The organism is Paractinoplanes durhamensis, from assembly GCF_016862175.1.
GTDB classification, from domain to species: Bacteria; Actinomycetota; Actinomycetes; order Mycobacteriales; family Micromonosporaceae; genus Actinoplanes; species Actinoplanes durhamensis.
On sequence record NZ_BOML01000014.1, the window covers coordinates 13,866 to 33,466 of the forward strand.

The window sequence follows — 19,601 nt, forward strand, 5'->3', positions numbered from 1 at the left end:
GTCAGCTGCTCAGCCAGCGATCCAGCTCGCTGAGCACGTGCTCGATCTCGGGGTAGAGCCCGGCGGAGATCTCCGCCGGGCTCTGCCCCGCCTTGGTGCGCCGGCCGGACTCGCGGATGACGATCTGGAAGACGCCGGCCAGCGCGATGCCCTGCAGGCGGGCGATCTCCGGGGCGACCGGGGTGGTGTCGGCGATCGCGGCGGCCAGGGCGGTGGCCAGCCGGTCGGTCATGTCCAGGGCGAGCCGGTTGACCGCCGGGCTGATCGCGGCCAGGTAGCCGAGGTTGCCGCGGGCGTTCTCGGCCGGCATGTCGCGGATCGCCGACACCGTCTCCAGCACGAAGTCGCGGATCGCCTCGGCCGGGCTCAGCCCGGCCGGCCGGGTGCGGATCAGCTCGCCCAGCTGCTCCTGTATCTGCTGCTCCCGGTCGGTGACCAGCTGTTCCTTGGTCGGGAAGTAGTTGTAGAGCGTCTGCTCGGCCACCTCCGCCGCGCGCGCGATCTCGCTGACCGCCACCTGCTCGTAGCCCCGCTCGGCGAACAGCCGGGCCGCGGTCTCGGCGATCAGGCGCCGCGTGCGCGCCTTCTTCAGGTCACGAAGTCCGGGTTGAGCCATTCCCGGAGTCTATCCCGCCACATTTTTATAGCTGGCGCAATTTCTAGAGTGCACTCTAAGCTTGTGCCCATGACGACTCCGCAACCCCGATCGCTGCGCGAGGCCTGGATGGCCCTCGCCGGCCTGTCGGCCGTGTTCCTGTTCGAGATGCTCGACAACTCGATCCTCAACGTCGCGCTGCCCACCATCGGCCGTGAGCTGCACGCCTCGACGGTCGCCCTGCAGTGGGTGACCGGGGCGTACTCGGTGGTGTTCGGCGGCCTGATGCTGGCGTTCGGCACCCTCGCCGACCGGGTCGGCCGCCGCCGGATCATGCTGATCGGCCTGGTGCTGCTCGGCGCGGCCAGCATGGCCACCGCGTTCGTCACCACCGCCGAGCAGCTGATCGCGGTCCGGGCGCTGATGGGCGTCGCCGCCGCGATGACCACGCCCGGGTCGATCGCGCTCGCCTTCCGGCTGTTCGCGGCGGACGGCCTGCGCCTGCGCGCGATCAACCTGATCTCCACGGTCGGCCTGATCGGGCTCGCGATCGGGCCGACGACCGGCGGTTTCGTGCTCGCGGTCGCCCCCTGGCAGGTCCTGCTGCTGGTCAACGTGCCGATCGCGGTGCTCGCGTTCCTCGGGGTGCGCTCCGGCATCGCCGCCGACGACCCGGCCGATCTGCACCGCGACCCGATCGACATCGCCGGCGCGCTGCTCGGCACGACGACGATCGTGCTCGCCCTGGTCGCCCCCACCCTGTTCGTGAACGAGGGCACCGGCTCGTGGGCGCCGTGGGCGGCCACCGCCGCGGCCGTCGCGGCCGCCGTCCTGTTCGTGCTGCGCGAGCGCTCGGCCCGCTACCCGCTCCTCGACCTGAAGCTCATCGCCCGCCCGCTGGTCGCCAGCGGCCTGGCCTACAAGATCGCCACCGGCCTGGCCATCGCCGGCATGGGCTACCTGGTGACCCTGGAGCTGCAGCTCGACTGGGGCTGGTCCCCGGCGCTCGCCGCGGCCGGCATGCTCCCGCAGGTCATCGTCCTGATCGCCGGCGGCCCGTTCGTCAACCGGTTCGTCGCGTGGGCCGGCCTCGACCGTGCCGCTTGGCTCAGCGCGTCCTCGGTGGTGGCCGGGCTGACCGTCTACGGCCTGCTGCACCGCTTCGGCTACGTCTGGATCGCGGTCGCCCTCGTCCTGGTCGCGGCCGGCATCCGGGTCAACGGCGTGGTCGCCGGCACCAACGTGATGCGCGGCCTGCCGGAGAACCGCACCTCGATCGGCGCGGCCCTGGTCGACACCGCCTCCGAGGTCGCCACCGGCGTCAGCATCGCCGCCACCGGCACCGTCCTGGCCACCCTGGTCACCGGCACCCTGACCACCCCGGAGTGGAGCGCCCACCAGACCGCCCAGTTCCAGCTGGCGGTCACCGTCTCCGCCCTCGCCCTGGCCGCGGTGGCCGGCGCCCTGGTCGCCTGGGGCTTCCACCGCACCCGCAGCGCAGCCGAGGACCACGCCCTGGCCGGATAGCGGGCCCGCCCGGGCGACCGGGCGGACCCTCGGCTACCGGTCAGGACGAGAAGGACCACAACTGGCAGGTGTTGTTCAGCCACATCCACAGCTGCGCCTTGGTGCCGTTGGCGGTGCCGCAGTTCTGGTTGTCCAGGACCATGCCGCTGTTCTCCACGACCAGCTCGTAGCGGCCGTTGCCGGCCGGAATGACCGCCCACTGCTGGCACAGGTTGCCCAGCGACGACCACAGGTCGACCGCCGTCCCGAGCGCCAGGCCGCAGTTGACCGCGTCGAGCACCTTGTTCGCGTTGGCGTTGGTGATCGTCCACTTGTTGGCGCCGACGTTGGTGAACTTCCACTGCTGGCAGGAGTTGCTGAGGTTCTGCCACTGGTCGATCGCGGTACCGTCGGCGGTGCCGCAGTTGACCGCGTCGAGCAGCTTGCCGCTCTGCAGGTTGGTCAGCCGGTACGTCGAGCCGCTCACCGGGAAGGTGACGCTCTTGGAGTAGCCGACCGCCACGATGTTGGCCTGCACCGAGTTCTCGGTGGCGTCGGTCGGGTAACCGCTGGTCATCACGCCCTCGAAGAACGAGCCGACCGAGCCGTTGCTGTTGTCGCCGCCGATGCCGAGGATGATCGCGCCCTGCTTGGTCATCGGGTTGTAGCCCGACTGGGTGGGCAGGGCACCGTTGTAGCGGGTGGCGAGGCTGCCCGACTGGGCGTTGCCGTCCTTGATGGCGTACGTCGACGTGCCGTTGTTCTTCACGACCGCGGTGACGAAGGCGCTGTTGCGGCCGGTGTTCGCGGTGTTCGAGCCGTTCCCGCCGGCGAACAGGCCGTTCTCCAGGTCGGCCATCACCTTCGGGGTAGAGGTGTTGGCACACGGCGTGAACCAGCACAGGGTGCCGAAGTAGATGGCGTCCATGTCACCGTTGCCGGTGTCGTTGTTGCTGGTCTCGGCGTTGCCGTAGTCGAAGCAGCAGCGGTTGTTGACGTGCGTGCCCTCGGTGACCATGTAGAGGCCCTCGGGCGAGCTGCCGGTGGCGATGCCGTTGGTCGCGTTGTTGCGGTAGCCGTTGCCGGCCGAGATGTACACGCCGTACACCTTGTGCCCGCCCGCGGTGACCGGCAGCGCCGCCGCGTTCGAGCCCTGGTCGGCGGTCGGGTTGGCGCCGCCGCCGGGCGCGATCGTCAGGTCGTTGTGCCGGGTCGTCTGGTCGTAGATCTTGACGATCGTGCAGTACGTGCCGGAGCAGAACGAGTCCTGGGTGGCCGCGTTGGCGTAGCCGCCGGCGCTGAGCACGCCGATGTTCGTGGTCGCACTGTCCGACCAGCGTTTCACCTGGTAGAGCGAGCCAGAGTAGGCGCCGAACAGGGCCCGGGTGGTGCTGTGCGCGGCGACGCAGGGGGTGCCGCCGCTGGCGTAGATGTCGCAGGGGCCGGTGCCGGCGGCACTGGCGGTGCCGGTCGCGGCGAAGAAGGCCACGGCGGCGAGGACGGTGGCGGCGCCGACTGCGAGCGCCTTGCGCCAGGAGGGGGATTTCAAGCGCATGGGGTGCCTTTCGGGTGCAGGCGAACAGCGCCAGATCGGCTGGCCGCTGCTGGGGAGTCACCCGGATGTGAACGTTAACAAGACATTGCCCGGCAGTTTCACACTTGTCAATAGGTGCCCGCCGGAGGGGCTTCCGCCGCCCGTTGACGGTCCAACGGCCCTGCCCGCGCGCAATCACCCCGGCAGACGCTGTACGCAGCGCAGAAAGGGGTCACGCCATGCGTGCAGCCGTCGTCACCAGCTTCACCGCACCTCTCGTGGTCAAGGAGGTGCCCATCCCCGAGCCCGGCGAGAACCAGATTCAGGTACGCATCGAGGCGAGCGGCCTCTGCCACACCGACATCCATGCCGCCCGCGGCGAATGGCCGGTCAAGCCGAATCCGCCGTTCATTCCCGGCCACGAGGGCGTCGGCATCGTGTCCCGGGTCGGCCCGGGTGTTACCGCGCACCGGGTCGGCGACCGGGTCGCCATCCCGTGGCTCGGCACGGCTTGCGGCGCCTGCGAGTACTGCGTCTCCGGCTGGGAGACGCTCTGCGAGGCGCAGCAGAACACCGGCTACTCGATCGACGGCGGGCACGCCGAGTACGTGGTCGCCGACGCCCGCTACGCCGTGGCCGTGCCGGACGGCATCGAACCGGCCGCCGCGGCCCCGCTGACCTGCGCCGGCGTCACCACCTACAAGGCCGTCAAGGTCGGTGGGGTGGCCCCCGGCGACCGGGTGGCGATCTTCGGCATCGGCGGGCTCGGGCACCTGGCCCAGCAGTACGCGCAGATCTTCGGCGGCGAGACCGTCGCGGTCGACGTGACCGAGGAGAAGCTGGCCCTGGCCAAGGAGCTGGGCGCGGCGCACGTGGTCAACGCGGCCACCAGCGACCCGGTCGCCGAGATCGAGAAGCTCGGCGGCGCCGACGTGGCCGTGGTGCTGGCCGCCCACCCGAGGGTGCTCGAGCAGGCGCACGCGTCGCTGCGCCGCGGCGGCCGCCTGGTGCTGGTGTCGCTGCCCGCCGACAACGCGATGTCGCTGCCGATCTTCCAGACCGTGCTCAAGGGCATCCGGGTGATCGGCTCGATCGTCGGCACCCGCGCCGACCTGGCCGAGGTGTTCCGGCTGCACGCGGCCGGCCGCACCCGGGTCATCTACGAGACCCGCCGCCTCGAACAGGTCAACGAGTCCATCGAGGACGTCCTGGCCGGCCGGGTCGCGGCCCGGTTGGTGCTCCTGCCCTAGCTCGTTCCGGCCTCAGGAAGGCTTCGCCATGCACTGCCCGACAACCATCATGATCGGCTCGGCGTACGGCGAAGCCGCCCTGCGGTTAGCGGCCGAGGCCGGTATCCAGGCGCCGTCCATGCACAATATCCAGCCCTGGCTGTTCGGGCTGCGCGACGGCGCCGTCGAGGTCCGCGTCGACCCGGCCCGGCGGCTCGCCACCGGCCGGGGTGGCTGGGCGGCCCGGATCGCCTGCGGCGCGGCCGCCCTCAATGCCCGGCTCGCGCTCGCCGCGGCCGGGCAGCACGCCCTGGTCGCGCTGCATCCCGACCCGGCCGACCGGAACCTGGTGGCCCGGCTCATGCCGGGCCGCGCCCGGCCGGCCACCCCGGGCGAGGCGGAGCTGCACGGAGCGATCGGCCGCCGCTACAGCAACCGCGGGCCGTTCTGGCCGGCGCCGGTCCCGACCGCGGTGCGGGCCGCCCTCATCGAGGCGGCCCGGCTCGAAGGGGCCTGGCTCGACCTGCTGGTCGGCACGACCGCCATCGCCGCGTTCAGCGAGATCGCGCAGAGCGCCGACCGGGTTCTCCGGCGCGACGAGCGCTACCAGGCCGAACTGGCCGGGTGGACGCACGCCGACACGGCACCGGACGGGGTTCCGGTCACCGCCGGTGCGCCGTTCGCCGAACCGCAGGACGTGCTGCCGCAGCGGCTGTTCGCCGACCGGCGGCGCACCCCCGGGCACGACTACGAGCCGGAGCCGCTGATCGGCGTCCTCGGGGTGCCCGGTGACCGGCCGGTCGACCAGACCGCGGCCGGTGTCGCCATGCAGAAGGTGCTGCTCACCGCGACCGCGGCCGGGCTGGACACCTCGATGATCAGCCAGCCGATCGAGGTGCCGGCGGCGTGCGAGATGCTGCGCCGGGCGCTCGGCCGCACCGGGCAGCCGCAGATCGTGATCCGTTTCGGTTACGGCACGCCCGGGCACCCGACGCGGCGGCGCGCCGTCGACGACGTACTCATCTGACGTTCTTGCCCATAGAGAGGCGGCCCGGCTTACGCCGGGCCGCCTTTCGTTCAGGAGAAGCGGGCACCGACCCGGGCGTGCCCGCCATCGGGGTGGACCGGCCAGCCCGCCGGGACCAGCAGCGCCGGGCAGGTCGATGAACGCAGGCCGACCGGGACCGGGCCGACCGAGCCGTAGAGCAGCTCGGAGAAGCGGCCGGTCTCGCCGATGCCGGCGACCAGCAGCCGGCTGCGCACCGAGGCCCGCTCGATCGTGTAGGGAAGATCCAGATCGGACACCAGGAGCTGCTCGACCGGGACGTCCGGGAACTGGCCGGACCACCGCTCCAGGGCCTCCCGCAACCGATGGGCGGCCTCGCCGCGCTCGGCCGCGTAACCGCCGGCCCGGACCACCGGGACGGCGCCGTCGGCGCCGCCGGGGCGGGCCCACATGTGCACGGCCACCAGGCGGGAGCCGCGGAGGGCGGCCTCGGTGAACGCGTACCCCAGGGTGGCGGAACCGGACCGCCGGGCCGATGAAGCGACAACGACCGGGCCGTCGTGCGCGACGCCCCGGTTGACCAGCAGCGGCGAGGCGCTGTGGTGGGCGAGGTAGGCGGCGGTGGAGCCCCAGCTGGGCCGGGTGAACGGGTTGTCCCGGTGCCCGACCACCAGCAGCTCCGCCTCTTCCGAGCACTGGGCCAGGACGTTCGCGGCGCCGCCCTCGCGGAGCTCGGTGGTGATCGGCAGATCCGGTGCGGCCAGTTCCGCCCGGCGGGCGGTCACCTCCAGCAACCGTTTCGCGTCGGCCGGGGTCGGCACCGCGGTGCGGCCCTTGAAGACCCCCGTGTACCGGCCCGGCCACACGTGCACTATCCGGAGCGGCGCCCGATGCCGGATCGCTTCCGCGACGGCCAGGTCCACCGTGGCGGGCGTGCTGCGGGAACCGTCGACACCGACCACCACGGGCCGGACTGCTTCGCTACCCATACCCGAACGCTAGGCGCGTACGGTGCGGCCCGGCACCGCCCATGGACCGGTCGGGCCGGGCCTTTGGTCCTACGCGTTTTCCGGCGGGACAGCCATGGGGTGCCGGTCGTCGTCACGGGCGGCGAGCCCTTCGACGGCGCGGCGGTACTGCCCGGCGCTGATCTGCCCGGCCATCAACTGGGTGACCAGAACGCCCTCCAGGCTCGGCGGGGCCGCTTCCGGTTCTGACTTCGACTTCGCATCCGCCTCCGGCTTCGGCTCCTTCTTGGCGTCCTGCGCCTCCTGGGCCAGCTCCGGCCAGGTCCACGCGCTTATCGCCAGCACCGTGATCACGATCGCGCTGAAAATGATCAGGAAAAACATCCTCATCGCCTCCCACCGTCATGCTTGTCACTGCGCGCCACGAACGGCAGGGACTTCCGTCCCGCCCAGGCAGGACCTGCCGCCCTGACCGACCCGGCCGGCCGCGTTCCATGCTCGAAGACATGACCATCCTCGTCGGCACGGACGGCACCGGGCAGAGCATGGCGGCGGTCGAATGGGCCGCCGCCGAGGCCCGGCGCCGGGACACCGGCCTGCGGATCGTGTACGCCTTCGACTGGGACTGGCGCGGCTATCCCGACTTCGTCGACATGGCCCATTCCCTCGCCGAGGCGGTCACCACCGCGGCCGAGGACCTCGCCCGCACCACCGCCCCGGGCCTCCCGGTCACGTCCGCCACCACCATCGGGCACGCCGTCCCCCAGCTCCTCGATGCGGCCCGGGACGCGGAGCTGCTGGTGGTGGGAAACCGGGGCCGCGGCGGCTTCGCCGGCCTGATGCTCGGCTCGGTGAGCCACCGGATGGCCACCCACGCGCCGTGCCCGGTCGTCGTCGTGCGCGGCCGGGAGACCCCGGACGGCCCGGTCATCGCCGGCGTGGACGACTCGCCGGCCGCCGGTGAGGTCCTCGACGCCGCCTTCGACGCCGCCGCCCGGCGCGGCGGCGGACTGATCGTGCTGCGTTCGGGCGGGGCCGGTCCCGACGACGTGCTGACGCCATGGCGCACCAAATATCCCGAAGTCCGGGTCGAGACGGTGCGGACGACGACGGCTGCCGCTGAAGCGCTGGTCAGTGGCTCGCACAACGCCGAGCTGGTCATAGTCGGCTCGCGCGGGCACGGCACGATCGCCGGCACCCTGCTCGGCTCGGTCGGCCTGCAACTGCTGCACCACGCGGACTGCCCGGTCCAGATCGTCCGGGACCACCTCAGCCGATCTTGACGGCCACGACACCGGGCACCGTCCGGGCCAGCACCAGCACTATCCCCTGCTCGGTGTCGTCCTCGAAGACCCCGCTGACCTGCACGACACCCGCCTCGGCCACGGCCGTCCAGCGCCGGCGGTTGCCGGCGTACTCATCGAGCCGGTGCTGCACCTCGGCGGTCAGCACCCCGTCGCCGCGCACCATGGCCCGGAGGATGTCGCGGCGGCTGACGATGCCGACCACCGCGCCGTCCTCGACCACCGGCATACTGCGCACATCGTGCGCCAGCATCGTCTCGGCCACGTCGGCGACGTCGGCGTCCGGCCGGGTGGTGATCGGGTCGAGCGACATGACCTCGACGACCAGGCCCGGCCGGTCGGCCGGGTCGGCCTCCGGGCGCCGCCGGATGTGCGCGGTCGGATCGACCGGCACCCGGTGCCACAGCAGATCGCTCTCGCTGACCATACCGACCAGGGCGCCGCCGGCGTCCAGGACCGGCAGCGCCGTCACCGCCTTCACGGTGATCAGCTGGGCGGCGCTGTCCACCGACGCGGTCTGCGTCACGGTGTGCACCGGACTGCTCATGATGTCCCGCACGCGCATGGCCGTCACCTCGGCTGCGTCTGCGGGCGAGGAGCCGGACCGAGTACTTCGGAGAGCGCGCGACGAGGAGACGCGGCCGCGACCCGGCGCCCGTATCCGACTCGCAGCACCATCTGCGCGAAGCGGCCGGCCTCCGGGGCGGCAAGCACCTGCCGGACCGCGGGAACCTCGACCGGTTGGCTGATCGGGGTGGTGGCCAGGTTGAGCCAGGTGGCGGTCAGCAGCGCCCGCTGGAGCGCCTGCCCGGCGCGCACCCAGTCGGCCGGTTCGTCACTGTGCGTGGCAAGAACCAGCAGCGTCGGGTACGGCTCGAACTTCTCGCTCCGCCGCGGCATCCCCGACAACTCCCCGAAATCGCGCACCGGCATCGACTCCAGCGCGTCCCACGGCCCGGCCGCCCGGGACGGCACACCGTCGCCGCGCACCGCCCCGGTCCAGCGGGCCAGCTCCTGTTGATATCCGGGCAGCTCGTGCAGCCGCCGGTCCGCCTCCTGGGCCAGCCCCAGAATCGCGTCCCGGGCGGTCGCCCCGGCCACGGTCAGGGTCGCCCCTTCCCGGCGTGCGGCTTCGGCGAGGTGCCCGAGGGCGTCGGCCGGAATCGCGGTCTGCGCGAACGGCCACCGGTTCGTGTGCCGATGCGGGATCGCCGCGAAGAGCGCCTCCACCGCCGGATTCGACGAGGCCGGCTGAGCCGCCGTCACCCGCGCGACCAGATCGGGCCGCCCCGGCTCCGGGAACAGCGCCAGCTCACTGCGGTAGCCGGCCTGCCGGATCGCGAGCCGCAGCGTGAACACCGCGGCGCCGACGCTGATCAGCTGCTCCCGGCCCATCGGATCGATGACCTGCAGGCGGCGCACCTGGTCGGCGTACACGTCGGTGACGGGCTCGTCGATCCGGAACCGCCAGGGCTGGCTGTTGTGCAGCGAGGGCGCCAAGGTCGCCGCCCGGACGCAGTCGGCAAGCACCTGCCGGGACGGCCGAACGATGGAACCTTCGTCGACGTAGCCCGGGCGGCCGCGGCCGTCGCCGATCGTCGCAGCTGGGACTTCGGGCCCGTCGCCAGGCTGAAAGAGGTCCACTGACCTGGTCATCGCTACTCCTGTCCATTGACGGTCTTCCAGGATGCGTGTCACACGAGAAGTGAATCCGCCCCCGGTGCGTTCCATTCGGCCCGTGACTTGATGCCCAGCAGCATCCGCCGCTCCATGACGAGGCTGCCCGGTTCCATGACGACCCGATTTGCGGTACGCCGCAGCCAGCCGTCCGGCATCGCGATCCGGTTCCGGCTGAGAAGCCGCGTGCCCAGCCAGTAGCTGCTCAGGTGAAGACTCCAGACCCAGTCACCGGCAGTCGAGCGAAACACCAGTGCCCGCTCCGGGTCACAGAGCTCCACCCGCATGCCCGGCACCGCCTGCCCGACCGGCAGAACGTCCCCGACCGCCAGGTGCTGATATTCGGGCAGGATGTCGTCGGCACTGTGCATGTCGAGCCCACGAAGGTTCTCGATCCAGTCGTACGAGTAGGCGCCGGCCCGCCCGCTGCCCATCTGCACCAGCCAGGGCCAGACCGTCGCGGGCGCGGCCGTGATCGTCACGGCCCGGGTGGAGAGCAGGGCGGGCGCGGGCATCAGCTCGTCGCCGGGCAGATCGCGGGCGGCTTCCTCGGCGGTGGCGCCGTAGGTCAGATAGCGCCGCCGAGCCGGTGGGGAACATGCCACCGCGGCTGCCAAGACAGCCCCGCCGATGGCCTGCCAGGCCGCGGGCTTCATGACCGCACCAACGGCACGCGGGCCCGGGACGCCGCCTGGTCGCGCATCCGCAGCAGCGGGATGCCGACGCCGTACGTCACGAAGTGGCCGGCCGGCGTGATCTCCACGACCGCGAACTCGGCGCGCCGCTCCGGCGGAGCGAGGCGGGCCAGCTCCGGCCGATCGGCCAGCGCGCTGCCCGGATGCACGGCTGCGACCGCGGGAAAACTCACCGTGGCCGGCGGGATGTGCACCAGCAGCGACATGACACCGCCCCGCCGGATCGGCACGGTCACCGCCACCGAACCGTTGGCGGCGATGTGCCGTGCCTTCCAGCTGTCCTTGGCGACCACCACGTACATCCGCCCGCCGGACATCGTGTAGACGACGCCGCTGGACCGTGGCTCACCGCCCGGCGTGACGTGGCTGAGCACGGCGAACGACGCGTGCGACAGCGCGTGCCAGACTTCCTCGACGGTCAGTTGCCGCACCACACCACGGCCGGCCGGATGGCTGGAGTTCGACATGGTCGCCCTCTCCGCCCACAGAAACCACCGCCTATCACCGCGGCGCCCTGGGGCTCGTCATTACGGGGACGGAAGAACGGGTCCGGGCCCGCCCGCAGCGGGCCCGGACCGCTCCGGGGAATCAGCTCCGGTGGTCCGACGGGTGCCGGACGATGTAGACCGGGCACTCGGCGTGGTGCAGCAGTTGCAGGCCGGTGGAGCCGAGCAGCGTGCCGGTGATCATGCCGCGGCCGCGGCTGCCGACGATCACGAGCTGGGCCTTGGCGGACGCCGCGACCAGCTCGGACGCGATGCTCTCGTGGGTGAGGACCACCTCGACCGGCACCAGCGGGTATTTGTCGCGCCACGGCGCCAGCTGCTCGGTGAGCCGGGCCTGTTCCTCTTCGTCCATCGCCGGCGCCGGAACGTCGACGGCGGCGAGCCCGCTGACCCACAGCGGAACCGGCGGCAGGTAGGCGTGCACCACCCGCAGCGCGCTCCCCCGCCCGGCGGCCAGATCGAACGCCGTCGCCAGCACCGTCTCGGCGGCCGGCGAGTCGTCGACACCGACGACGATCGGCCCGGCGGCCTCGGCACCGCGCCCGCGGATCACGACCACCGAGCACTTGGCGTGGGTGGCCACCCGCTGGCTGACCGAGCCGAGCAGCAGACTTCCGAACCCGCCGCGCCCGCGGCTGCCCAGCACCACCAGCTCGGCCGACTCACTGTCGGCCAGCAGCCGCGGCGCCGGGCTGCCGACCACCGGGTCACCTTCGACCTGCAGGTCGCGGTCCACCGAGTGCGCCTCGTAGACGGCGTTGGCGGTGATCCCCTCGGCCATCTTGCGGGCCGCGTCGAGGTAGTCGTTACTCATGTCGTAGCGGGCCTCGCGCCACTCCCAGTCGAAGGCGTGGGTGACCCGAAGCGGCAGTCCGAGCCGGCGCGCCTCGCGCGCGGCCCACCGCACCGCCGCCTTGCTGTGGTCGGTGCCGTCGGCGCCGACGATGACCGGATTGACTCTCATGACCCGCTCCTTTGCGTCTCCCTTGAGCCTTCGCCGACGTGCCGGAAGGCGGCAGGGCGCAGAGTCCCGTCAGGACGGACCTTTGGTCCCGAGAAGGTCGCCCAGCAGCACACCGAGCCGGTCGAGGTCCGGGCACCGATCAGGGTCGGCGACGACGGTGACGACAAGTTCGCCACCATAGGAGAGCGCAACGAAGGTGACGGTCAGATTGGTCGACCCACCCACCGACATCGGCATCATCCCGCGCACCCGGACACCGCCGACCGACACGGCATCCACCGGCCCGCGAACGTTGCTGACGAGCGTGTGCATCCGCCGCTGCCGCCGCATGTACCAGCGATAACCCCCAGCAGCGGCAAACCCCCGAAACCATTTCCCGAGTACGGCGACAGGCGGCGGCCCGTCCGCATCAGCACGCCGCCGCCGAACTTCGCCCGCGACCCGCGAGATCCGATCAGCCCCGGCCGGCACCGCCACCACCAGCGGACTACCGGCATTCCCGGCCGTGCCACCGTCCGTCCGCGCCACCCCGACCGGAACCGCGATCGACACCGCCCCGACCGTCTCGCCCCGCTCACCGAGCAGCCCCCGCAGCGCATCGGCCACCACCACGAGCAGAACGGTGTTGACGCCGGCCCCGTGCCGATGCGCGACCACCCGCAACGCATCCAGCGGAATCCGGACCACGACCGCCCGGCGCCGCCCACCGGTGGGCGCCAGCAGCGAGGAAGGCGCGACCCGCGCGACCCGGCTCGCCCGCATAGCGGCCCGCAGCCGACCGATCCGCCGCGGCGCACCTCCCCCGGCCGGCCCGAAAGTGCCGGCCGCCGACTCGACGGTGCGCCCCACCGGAACATCGGCACCGTCGACGAGGCGAGCGAGGGCGGCCAGACCACCCATGCCGTCGCTGAGCGCGTGGTGAGCGACCAGGACCAGCGCCGATCCGCCGCCAGAGATGCCGGTGAGCAGCACGGCCCGCCAGAGCGGCCGGTCCCGCGGCAGGGGAGCAAGCAGATACGGCATCGCCGCGTCGAGCAGCGCCCGCTCGTCACCGGGCGACGGACATGCGGCCGTGCTGAGGTGCCGCCGCACGTCGAACCCGGTGTCGCCGGCCCACACCGCCGGTCCACCCCCGAACCGCGGACGGACCAACCGCTGCCGCAGCCGGGGCACCCCCGCGGTCCGCGCGGCGAGCAGATCCGCGCACGCCTCGACGGTGAGCCCCGGTTCCAGCACGAGCACCACGCCCAGCTGTTCCGGAACCGGCCCCCGATCGATCGCGAGAAAGGCCAGGTCAGCATCCCCGGCCCGGTCCACGCTCATGCCTCCCAGCCTCGGCCCGGCCGCCCCGGCCGGAACAGGGCCGTCCGGCCCGCGCCGACGAGGGAGCCCGCACCAAAGAGGGAGAGCCGTGGCCCGAGAGGGTGATTCCGGCAGGTCAGCCTTCTGCGGCCAGTGGCCCGCAGCTACTTTCGAGGTGCTGGGTCGAGTCTGCAGCCCGAGCCCGAGAAGGAGCCCGAACCACCCAGGTCCGAGCCTCCGATCAGGAGAGACTCTCAGCTCTGGATCGTTGTCAGCACCGCGAGCGCCGTCGTTCGCTCGGCCGTGACCGGCGGTGTCAGCACGTGTCGGCATGCGAGAAACAGCTGAAAAGCGCGAACCTCCGGGTGCGACTCCCGTCGCCCCGGAGTTTTCGTCTCCCCGGCCCGGCGCCGAAAGCTTCCCTGGCCGGCCCCCGAATTCGGATGCGCGAAGACCGGCAGGGTGAGATGCTGCGGCCTCAACTCGGGGGACGAAGGGCAATACATCGTGGATTTCGCAACGGCGGTCGACCGGCATCTGGCCGCTGTCACCGATCGTGACCTGGACACCTATCTGAAAACCGTGCACGAGGACGTGTCACTGGTGCTGCTCGACGGCCGGCTGGTCGAGGGCCGCACGGCGGTCGGCGACCTGCACCGCGACTGGTTCAGCGACCCGGACTGGAGCTGGCACCTGACCCAGCTGCGGAGCAGCGAACAGGGCGACACCGGCATTGCGCTGTTCGCCGTCGACTACGACGACGTCGACGCGAACGGCAAGCCCTACACCTCGCGCTACCTGCTCGGCCTGACGTTCGCCCGGTGCGGGGGCGACTGGCTTCTGATCCACGACCAGAACACCCCCACACCCTGAGCCGTGGATTACTGCGGGGCGACCACGTCGACCATCCAGGGGATGCCGAACCTGTCGATCAGCTGGCCGTAGAGGTCGCCCCACATCTGCTTCTCGAAGGGCATGGTGACGGTGCCGCCGTCGGCGAGCTTCTCCCACGCCTCTTCGAGGCCCTCGCCCGGGTCGCCGCTGAGGCTCACCGTCATCGCGTCGCCGGCCTTGGCGGTGCCCATGCCGGGCGCGGTGTCGGAGGCGAACAGGATGTAGCCCTGGGGGGTCTTGAGGGCCGCGTGCATGACCTTGTCGGCGAGCGCCGGGTCGGGCGCGCCGAAGTCACCGAACGTGTTGATGGTCAGGTCGCCGCCGAAGACCGACCGGTAGAACTCCATCGCCTCGCGGGCGTTTCCGTTGAAGGTCAGGTAGGGGTTGAGCTGGGACGCCATCGCAGACTCCTTTGGCTGTGTCGAGCTGTCACGCCGACGCTAGCCCCACCCACCGACAAAATTGAGCCCTCCGGGGAGAACATCCCCCGGAGGGCTCGGGTCAGCAATCCGTCAGCGATGGTCGGAGCCGGCCGACTCGACCGCGGCGCGGCCGGCCTCGAGCCGGGCGACCGGCACCCGGAACGGTGAGCAGGACACGTAGTCCAGGCCGACCTCGTGGAAGAAGTGCACCGACTCCGGGTCGCCACCGTGCTCGCCGCAGACGCCCAGCTTCAGACCGGGGCGGGCGGCCCGGCCCTCCTCGGTGGCGATCCGGACGAGCCGGCCGACGCCGTCCCGGTCGATCGACTCGAACGGGCTGATGCCGAAGATGCCCAGCTCCAGGTAGCGCCAGAAGAACGCGCCCTCGACGTCGTCGCGGGAGAAACCCCAGCCCATCTGGGTCAGGTCGTTGGTGCCGAAGGAGAAGAACTCGGCGGCCTCGGCGATCTGCCCGGCGGTCAGCGCCGCCCGCGGTACCTCGATCATGGTGCCGATCAGCACCGTGACGCCGGAGTCACCGACCACCTCGGCGATGATCTTCTCGGCCTCGGTGCGTACGGTCTCCAGCTCCTGGACCGCGCCGACCAGCGGCACCATGATCTCCGGCCGGGGGTTGCCGCCCTCGGCGGCCAGCGCGACCGCCGCCTCGGCGATGGCCCGCACCTGCATCGCGAAGAGGCCGGGGATGACCAGGCCGAGCCGTACGCCGCGCAGGCCGAGCATCGGGTTCGACTCGTGCATGCGCCGCACCGCCGCGAGCATCCGCTCGTCCCGCTCGGATTCCTCGCCGCGCGCCTTGGCCACCGCGACCTGCACGGCCAGTTCTTCGAGCGAGGGCAGGAACTCGTGCAACGGCGGGTCGATGAGCCGCACGGTGACCGGCAGCCCGTTCATCTCCCGGAAGATGTCCAGGAAGTCGGCCCGCTGCAACGGCTGCAGCGCGGCGAGCGCATCGTCGCGCTCGGTCTTGGTGTGCGCGAGGATCAGGCGTTCGACGAGTTCCCGCCGGTCGCCGAGGAACATGTGCTCGGTGCGGCACAGCCCGATGCCCTGTGCCCCGAACCGGCGCGCGCGTGCGGCGTCGGGCCCGGTGTCGGCGTTGGTGCGTACCTTCAACGCGGCTTTGTCGTCGGCGTGCGTCATGAGCAGGTGGACGCCGGCGACGAGCGGCTCGTTGGCGAGCGCCGGGTCGAGATCGCCCTCGAAGTACTGCACCACTTCGGACGGCCGCACCGGCACCTCGCCGAGGTAGACCCGGCCGGTGGTGCCGTCGATGGAGATCACGTCACCTTCCCGGACGACCTGGCCGCCGGCGGTGAACTGGTCGCGCCCGATCTCCAGCTCGTCGGCGCCGCACACGCAGGTCTTGCCCATGCCGCGGGCGACGACGGCCGCATGCGAGGTCTTGCCGCCGCGGGAGGTCAGGATGCCCTGCGCCGCGATCATGCCGGCCAGGTCGTCGGGGTTGGTCTCCCGGCGCACGAGAATGACCTGCCTGCCGGCGGCGGCCGCGGCGACCGCGTCGGCGGCGGAGAAGACCACCTCGCCGACGGCCGCTCCGGGCGAGGCGCCGACGCCGCGGGTGAGCGGGGCCGGGTCGGCGGCGAGGTCGAAGCGCGGGAACATCAGCTGCGCGAGCTGGGCGCCGCTGACCCGGGTGAGCGCCTCGTCGAGGTCGATCATGCCTTCGTCGACGAGGTGCGCGGCGATGGTGAAGGCGGCCGCGGCGGTGCGCTTGCCGACCCGGGTCTGCAGCATCCACAGCTTGCCGCGCTCGATGGTGAACTCGATGTCGCACAGGTCGTGGTAGTGCCCTTCGAGCTTGGTCATGATCCCGAGCAGCTCGTCGTACGACTTCTTGTCGATCTTTTCCAGGTCGGCCAGGGCAAGGGTGTTGCGGATGCCGGCGACGACGTCCTCGCCCTGCGCGTTCTGCAGGTAGTCGCCGTAGACGCCGCTCTCGCCGGTGGCCGGGTCGCGGGTGAACGCGACGCCGGTGCCGGAGTCGGGGCCGAGGTTGCCGAAGACCATGGCGACCACGTTGACCGCGGTGCCGAGATCGGCCGGGATGCGTTCCTGGCGGCGGTAGAGGACGGCCCGGTCGGCGTTCCACGAGCGGAAGACCGCCTCGACGGCGAGGTCGAGCTGCTCGCGCGGGTCCTGCGGGAAGTCGTGGCCGGTGTGCTTGGCGAAGACCTTCTTGTACGCGGTGACGACCGCGCGCAGGTCGTCGGCGTCGAGCTGGACGTCGTCCGTGACGCCCTTGTCGACCTTCGCCTTGTGCAGCGCTTCCTCGAACTCCTCGCCGGGCACGTCGCAGACGGTCTTGCCGAACATCTGGATGAGCCGCCGGTAGGAGTCCCAGGCGAACCGGTCGTTGCCGCCGGCCTGCCGGGACAGCCCGTCCACCGATTCGTCGTTGAGGCCGACGTTGAGGACGGTCTCCATCATGCCGGGCATGGAGAACTTGGCGCCGGAACGGACCGACACGAGCAGCGGGTCGGCCGGGTCGCCGAGCTCGCGGCCCATGGTGGTCTCGAGAGCGGCCAGGTGGGCGTCGATCTCGGTGGCGAGACCGTCGGCGTGGTGGCCCTGGGCGAGGTAGCACTGGCAGGCTTCGGTGGTGATGGTGAATCCGCCGGGCACGGGCAGGCCGAGGTTGGTCATCTCGGCGAGGTTCGCGCCCTTGCCGCCGAGCAGATCCTTCATGTCCCTGTTGCCCTCGGCGAAGTCGTACACGAATTTGCTCATGCCAGCCACCTCCGGTTTCGATTCCGCGGCTGAACTGGTTTCTGCCCCGAGATTCGTAAGGCTAAGCAGACATTGGCCGAATAGTTAACCTGTAGGTGGGGTTTTCCACAGGCCTGCGCCGCTCCATGTTCGGGAAGCGCTCTCTTCGCGCAGTTCCGCGCAAACGGAACCCCGGGTAACCTGGCGGCGATGAAGGGTTTGCGGCAGCGGAGCGAACAGCGCCTGCGAGGCATCCGGGTCCCCGTGCCCTTCGACCTCGATGCATTCTGCGGCGAGGTGGCCGCCCGCCGCGGGCGCCCGCTGATCCGCCGGCCGGTCCCCGGGCTGAGCGCCGAGGCACCCTGCGGGCTGTGGATCGCCACCGATCAGGCCGACCACGTCTTCTACGATCCGGGCACGTCGCCGCTGCACGCCGAGCACATCGTGCTGCACGAGCTCGCGCACATCCTGAGCGGTCATACCGGCATCAACGGCTCGGCCGCCCAGCTCTTCCCCGACATCGACCCGGCCACCGTGCGCCGGGTGCTGGGCCGGGTCAACTACACCACCGCCCAGGAGCGGGAGGCCGAGATGATGGCCTCGCTGATCCGCGGCCGCCCGTCGCCGCGCCCGCACACCACCCTCGCCCGGGTCGCCGACGCCTTCGGCTTCGTCGAGTAAGCAATGATCCTGAGCGTCACGCTGCTCGGCCTGCTCTGGGGCGTGGTGGTGGCGCGGGTGCCGACCCTCTGGCGCGATCCCCGGCAGCGCGCGTTCTGGGCGGTCGTCGTCCTCCTCGCCCTGATCAAGACGGTCGTGCTGCTGCCGCACCCGGCGATCCTGCCCAACCTGCTCGGCGTGCTCACGGCGTACTTCCTGCTGCGTTTTCTGTCGTTGCTGACCGGCCGGGGCACCCAGCGGTGGCATCTCGCGCTGACCGCCGCCGTGCTCGCCGCGCTGCTCGTGCTGGCGGCACTGACCGACGACGTCACGCTGACCGGGGACCTGTCGGCGCTGACCGTCGCGTACTGGATCGTGCTCGAAGGTTTTCTGGGCGCGGTGCTGGTCACCACGGCCCGGATGTTCTGGGCGGTCGCCCCGGACGCCCCGGCCGGTCTCCCCCGCCTCGGGCTGCGCGCGATCGCCACCGGCTGCGCGCTGGTCGCGCTCTACGCGGCGATCAAGACCGGGCTGATCGTCGCGCGCGGCACCGGGCTCGCGCACATCGACTTCGCCGAGTTCAAGCGGTACGCGATGCACCTGCAGGGCGGCGGCATCCTGATCGCGGTGGCCGGGGCGTGCGTGCCGGCCGCCCGCCGGTCCCGGGACATCATCGGCGCATACTGGTCGCTGCTCGTGCTGCGGCCGCTCTGGAAGGCGATGCGGGACGCGTTCCCCGAGGTCATTCTCTTCTCGCCGCGCCGGGCGGTGTTCGAGCTGGCCGGCGTCGACGACGTGCAGCTGCGCCTCTACCGGCGGGTGATCGAGATCCGGGACGGGATGCTGGCGCTGCGCCCCTACCTGCCGGAGACGCCGCCGCACTCGCCGGACCCGGCCGACGCCGAGGCGGCGGCGATCGTGCAGGCGCTGCGCCGCCGCGCCGACGGGCTGGCGGCGGCCGAGCACCCGGCCGCCTTCGCCGGGGTGGGGCCGGAGATGGCGGACGAGGTGGCCTGGCTGAGCCGGGTGAGCCGCGCCTACCGGCACGGGCCGGTCACGGCCGCTGCTCGGACTCCCAGACCTTCCGGATCAGCTCGCTGATCGTCTCCCGGCCGCGCGGTGACACGTCGGCCGCGCGCAGCGCGATCTCGGTGACGCCGGCGTCGCGGATGGTGCGCAGCAGCTCGAGCTGGGCGTCGACCCGGCGGGTCTGCTCGTCGTCCAGGAAATAGGCGACCGGGACACCGAAGTAGGTGGCCAGGGCGGTCAGGTGCGCGACCGTCGGGTTGTCCCGCCGGCCGGTGCGCAGCTGCCAGATGTAGGTGTGTGAGATCGGCACACCCTGCTGCGCGCGGATGGCCTCGGAAACCGCCATGTAGCTCGGCTCCGCCTGGCCCGCGGCGCGGACCTGGCGGAACAGGTGATCGAGCTTTTCGGCGATGGAGAAGGCGCCCATCACGCCCTCCTCCCGGTGATATTCGAAAAAGGTGGTTCATTGTGACGCCCATGAGCAGGAACGCGCGACCCCGCGTTCATGCACATCCCCCGATGTAGGGCGTCATAAACTGTGGTTGATGAGACCGGGTTG

20 protein-coding genes are annotated in these 19,601 nt (G+C 71.6%); 7 read left to right on the top strand and 13 right to left on the bottom strand.

Annotated elements, in window-relative coordinates; genetic code table 11:
* Window position 1: 1 nt before the first annotated feature.
* On the bottom strand, window positions 2–616 hold the full coding sequence (locus tag Adu01nite_RS08570) for a TetR/AcrR family transcriptional regulator (protein ID WP_203726019.1): 615 nt from the start codon (window positions 614–616) through the stop codon (window positions 2–4).
* A 69-nt stretch (window positions 617–685) separates the two neighbouring features.
* Between Adu01nite_RS08570 and Adu01nite_RS08575 the strand changes: the two genes are divergently transcribed.
* On the top strand, window positions 686–2,122 hold the full coding sequence (locus Adu01nite_RS08575) for an MFS transporter (RefSeq protein ID WP_239132239.1): 1,437 nt from the start codon (window positions 686–688) through the stop codon (window positions 2,120–2,122).
* Window positions 2,123–2,162: 40 nt separating this feature from the next.
* Here the strand turns inward: Adu01nite_RS08575 and Adu01nite_RS08580 are convergent, their stop codons facing one another.
* Complete coding sequence (locus tag Adu01nite_RS08580) at window positions 2,163–3,656, bottom strand: arabinofuranosidase catalytic domain-containing protein (RefSeq protein WP_203726020.1); 1,494 nt, start codon at window positions 3,654–3,656, stop codon at window positions 2,163–2,165.
* Window positions 3,657–3,874: 218 nt separating this feature from the next.
* Here Adu01nite_RS08580 and adhP point away from each other — a divergent pair, with 218 nt between their 5' ends.
* On the top strand, window positions 3,875–4,885 hold the full coding sequence (gene adhP, locus Adu01nite_RS08585) for an alcohol dehydrogenase AdhP (RefSeq protein ID WP_203726021.1): 1,011 nt from the start codon (window positions 3,875–3,877) through the stop codon (window positions 4,883–4,885).
* 28 nt (window positions 4,886–4,913) lie between these two features.
* The gene (locus Adu01nite_RS08590) at window positions 4,914–5,891 is read left to right on the top strand and encodes an Acg family FMN-binding oxidoreductase (protein WP_239132240.1); all 978 of its coding nucleotides are present in this window, start codon (window positions 4,914–4,916) and stop codon (window positions 5,889–5,891) included.
* Between the two features lie 50 nt (window positions 5,892–5,941).
* Here Adu01nite_RS08590 and Adu01nite_RS08595 read toward each other — a convergent pair whose 3' ends face one another.
* Both Adu01nite_RS08595 and Adu01nite_RS08600 read right to left on the bottom strand, forming a co-directional pair.
* Complete coding sequence (locus Adu01nite_RS08595) at window positions 5,942–6,859, bottom strand: universal stress protein (RefSeq protein ID WP_203726022.1); 918 nt, start codon at window positions 6,857–6,859, stop codon at window positions 5,942–5,944.
* Between the two features lie 69 nt (window positions 6,860–6,928).
* The gene (locus Adu01nite_RS08600) at window positions 6,929–7,228 is read right to left on the bottom strand and encodes a hypothetical protein (RefSeq protein ID WP_203726023.1); all 300 of its coding nucleotides are present in this window, start codon (window positions 7,226–7,228) and stop codon (window positions 6,929–6,931) included.
* A gap of 116 nt (window positions 7,229–7,344) precedes the next feature.
* On the opposite strand from Adu01nite_RS08600, the gene Adu01nite_RS08605 reads away from it, so the two are divergent.
* Complete coding sequence (locus Adu01nite_RS08605) at window positions 7,345–8,121, top strand: universal stress protein (protein ID WP_203726024.1); 777 nt, start codon at window positions 7,345–7,347, stop codon at window positions 8,119–8,121.
* On the opposite strand, the gene Adu01nite_RS08610 is transcribed toward Adu01nite_RS08605, so the two are convergent.
* The 6 genes from Adu01nite_RS08610 to Adu01nite_RS08635 all read right to left on the bottom strand — a co-directional run bounded on the left by Adu01nite_RS08610 (window position 8,108) and on the right by Adu01nite_RS08635 (window position 13,307).
* Window positions 8,108–8,707, bottom strand: coding sequence for a CBS domain-containing protein (locus tag Adu01nite_RS08610; protein ID WP_203726025.1), 600 nt, complete (start codon window positions 8,705–8,707; stop codon window positions 8,108–8,110). The two genes, Adu01nite_RS08605 and Adu01nite_RS08610, sit on opposite strands and share 14 nt — an antisense overlap.
* 5 nt (window positions 8,708–8,712) lie before the next feature.
* A complete protein-coding gene (locus tag Adu01nite_RS08615) occupies window positions 8,713–9,798 on the bottom strand; it encodes an Acg family FMN-binding oxidoreductase (protein WP_203726026.1) in 1,086 nt (361 codons plus the stop codon).
* Between the two features lie 38 nt (window positions 9,799–9,836).
* Window positions 9,837–10,475 carry an SRPBCC family protein gene (locus Adu01nite_RS08620; RefSeq protein WP_203726027.1) on the bottom strand — a complete coding sequence of 213 codons (639 nt, stop codon included), beginning with the start codon at window positions 10,473–10,475 and terminating at the stop codon, window positions 9,837–9,839.
* The gene (locus Adu01nite_RS08625; RefSeq protein ID WP_203726028.1) at window positions 10,472–10,981 is read right to left on the bottom strand and encodes a pyridoxamine 5'-phosphate oxidase family protein; all 510 of its coding nucleotides are present in this window, start codon (window positions 10,979–10,981) and stop codon (window positions 10,472–10,474) included. The genes Adu01nite_RS08620 and Adu01nite_RS08625 overlap by 4 nt, the downstream gene beginning before the upstream one ends.
* A 121-nt stretch (window positions 10,982–11,102) precedes the next feature.
* On the bottom strand, window positions 11,103–11,984 hold the full coding sequence (locus Adu01nite_RS08630; protein WP_203726029.1) for a universal stress protein: 882 nt from the start codon (window positions 11,982–11,984) through the stop codon (window positions 11,103–11,105).
* Window positions 11,985–12,053: 69 nt separating this feature from the next.
* Window positions 12,054–13,307: a wax ester/triacylglycerol synthase domain-containing protein gene (locus Adu01nite_RS08635; RefSeq protein ID WP_203726030.1), complete on the bottom strand. Its 1,254-nt coding sequence runs from the start codon at window positions 13,305–13,307 to the stop codon at window positions 12,054–12,056.
* Between the two features lie 486 nt (window positions 13,308–13,793).
* Here Adu01nite_RS08635 and Adu01nite_RS08640 point away from each other — a divergent pair, with 486 nt between their 5' ends.
* Window positions 13,794–14,159, top strand: coding sequence for a YybH family protein (locus Adu01nite_RS08640; protein WP_203726031.1), 366 nt, complete (start codon window positions 13,794–13,796; stop codon window positions 14,157–14,159).
* Between the two features lie 8 nt (window positions 14,160–14,167).
* On the opposite strand, the gene Adu01nite_RS08645 is transcribed toward Adu01nite_RS08640, so the two are convergent.
* Both Adu01nite_RS08645 and ppdK read right to left on the bottom strand, forming a co-directional pair.
* Window positions 14,168–14,581, bottom strand: a complete 414-nt coding sequence (locus Adu01nite_RS08645; protein ID WP_203726032.1) for a VOC family protein — start codon at window positions 14,579–14,581, stop codon at window positions 14,168–14,170.
* Between the two features lie 111 nt (window positions 14,582–14,692).
* A complete protein-coding gene (ppdK, locus tag Adu01nite_RS08650; RefSeq protein ID WP_203726033.1) occupies window positions 14,693–17,374 on the bottom strand; it encodes a pyruvate, phosphate dikinase in 2,682 nt (893 codons plus the stop codon).
* 189 nt (window positions 17,375–17,563) lie between these two features.
* Here ppdK and Adu01nite_RS08655 point away from each other — a divergent pair, with 189 nt between their 5' ends.
* The gene (locus Adu01nite_RS08655) at window positions 17,564–18,034 is read left to right on the top strand and encodes a hypothetical protein (protein ID WP_239132241.1); all 471 of its coding nucleotides are present in this window, start codon (window positions 17,564–17,566) and stop codon (window positions 18,032–18,034) included.
* Window positions 18,035–18,037: 3 nt separating this feature from the next.
* Complete coding sequence (locus Adu01nite_RS08660; RefSeq protein ID WP_203726034.1) at window positions 18,038–19,114, top strand: MAB_1171c family putative transporter; 1,077 nt, start codon at window positions 18,038–18,040, stop codon at window positions 19,112–19,114.
* Here Adu01nite_RS08660 and Adu01nite_RS08665 read toward each other — a convergent pair.
* Window positions 19,068–19,469 (bottom strand): helix-turn-helix domain-containing protein, encoded by a 402-nt coding sequence (locus Adu01nite_RS08665; protein WP_203726035.1) that lies wholly within the window; start codon window positions 19,467–19,469, stop codon window positions 19,068–19,070. The two genes, Adu01nite_RS08660 and Adu01nite_RS08665, sit on opposite strands and share 47 nt — an antisense overlap.
* Between the last annotated feature and the right edge of the window lie 132 nt (window positions 19,470–19,601).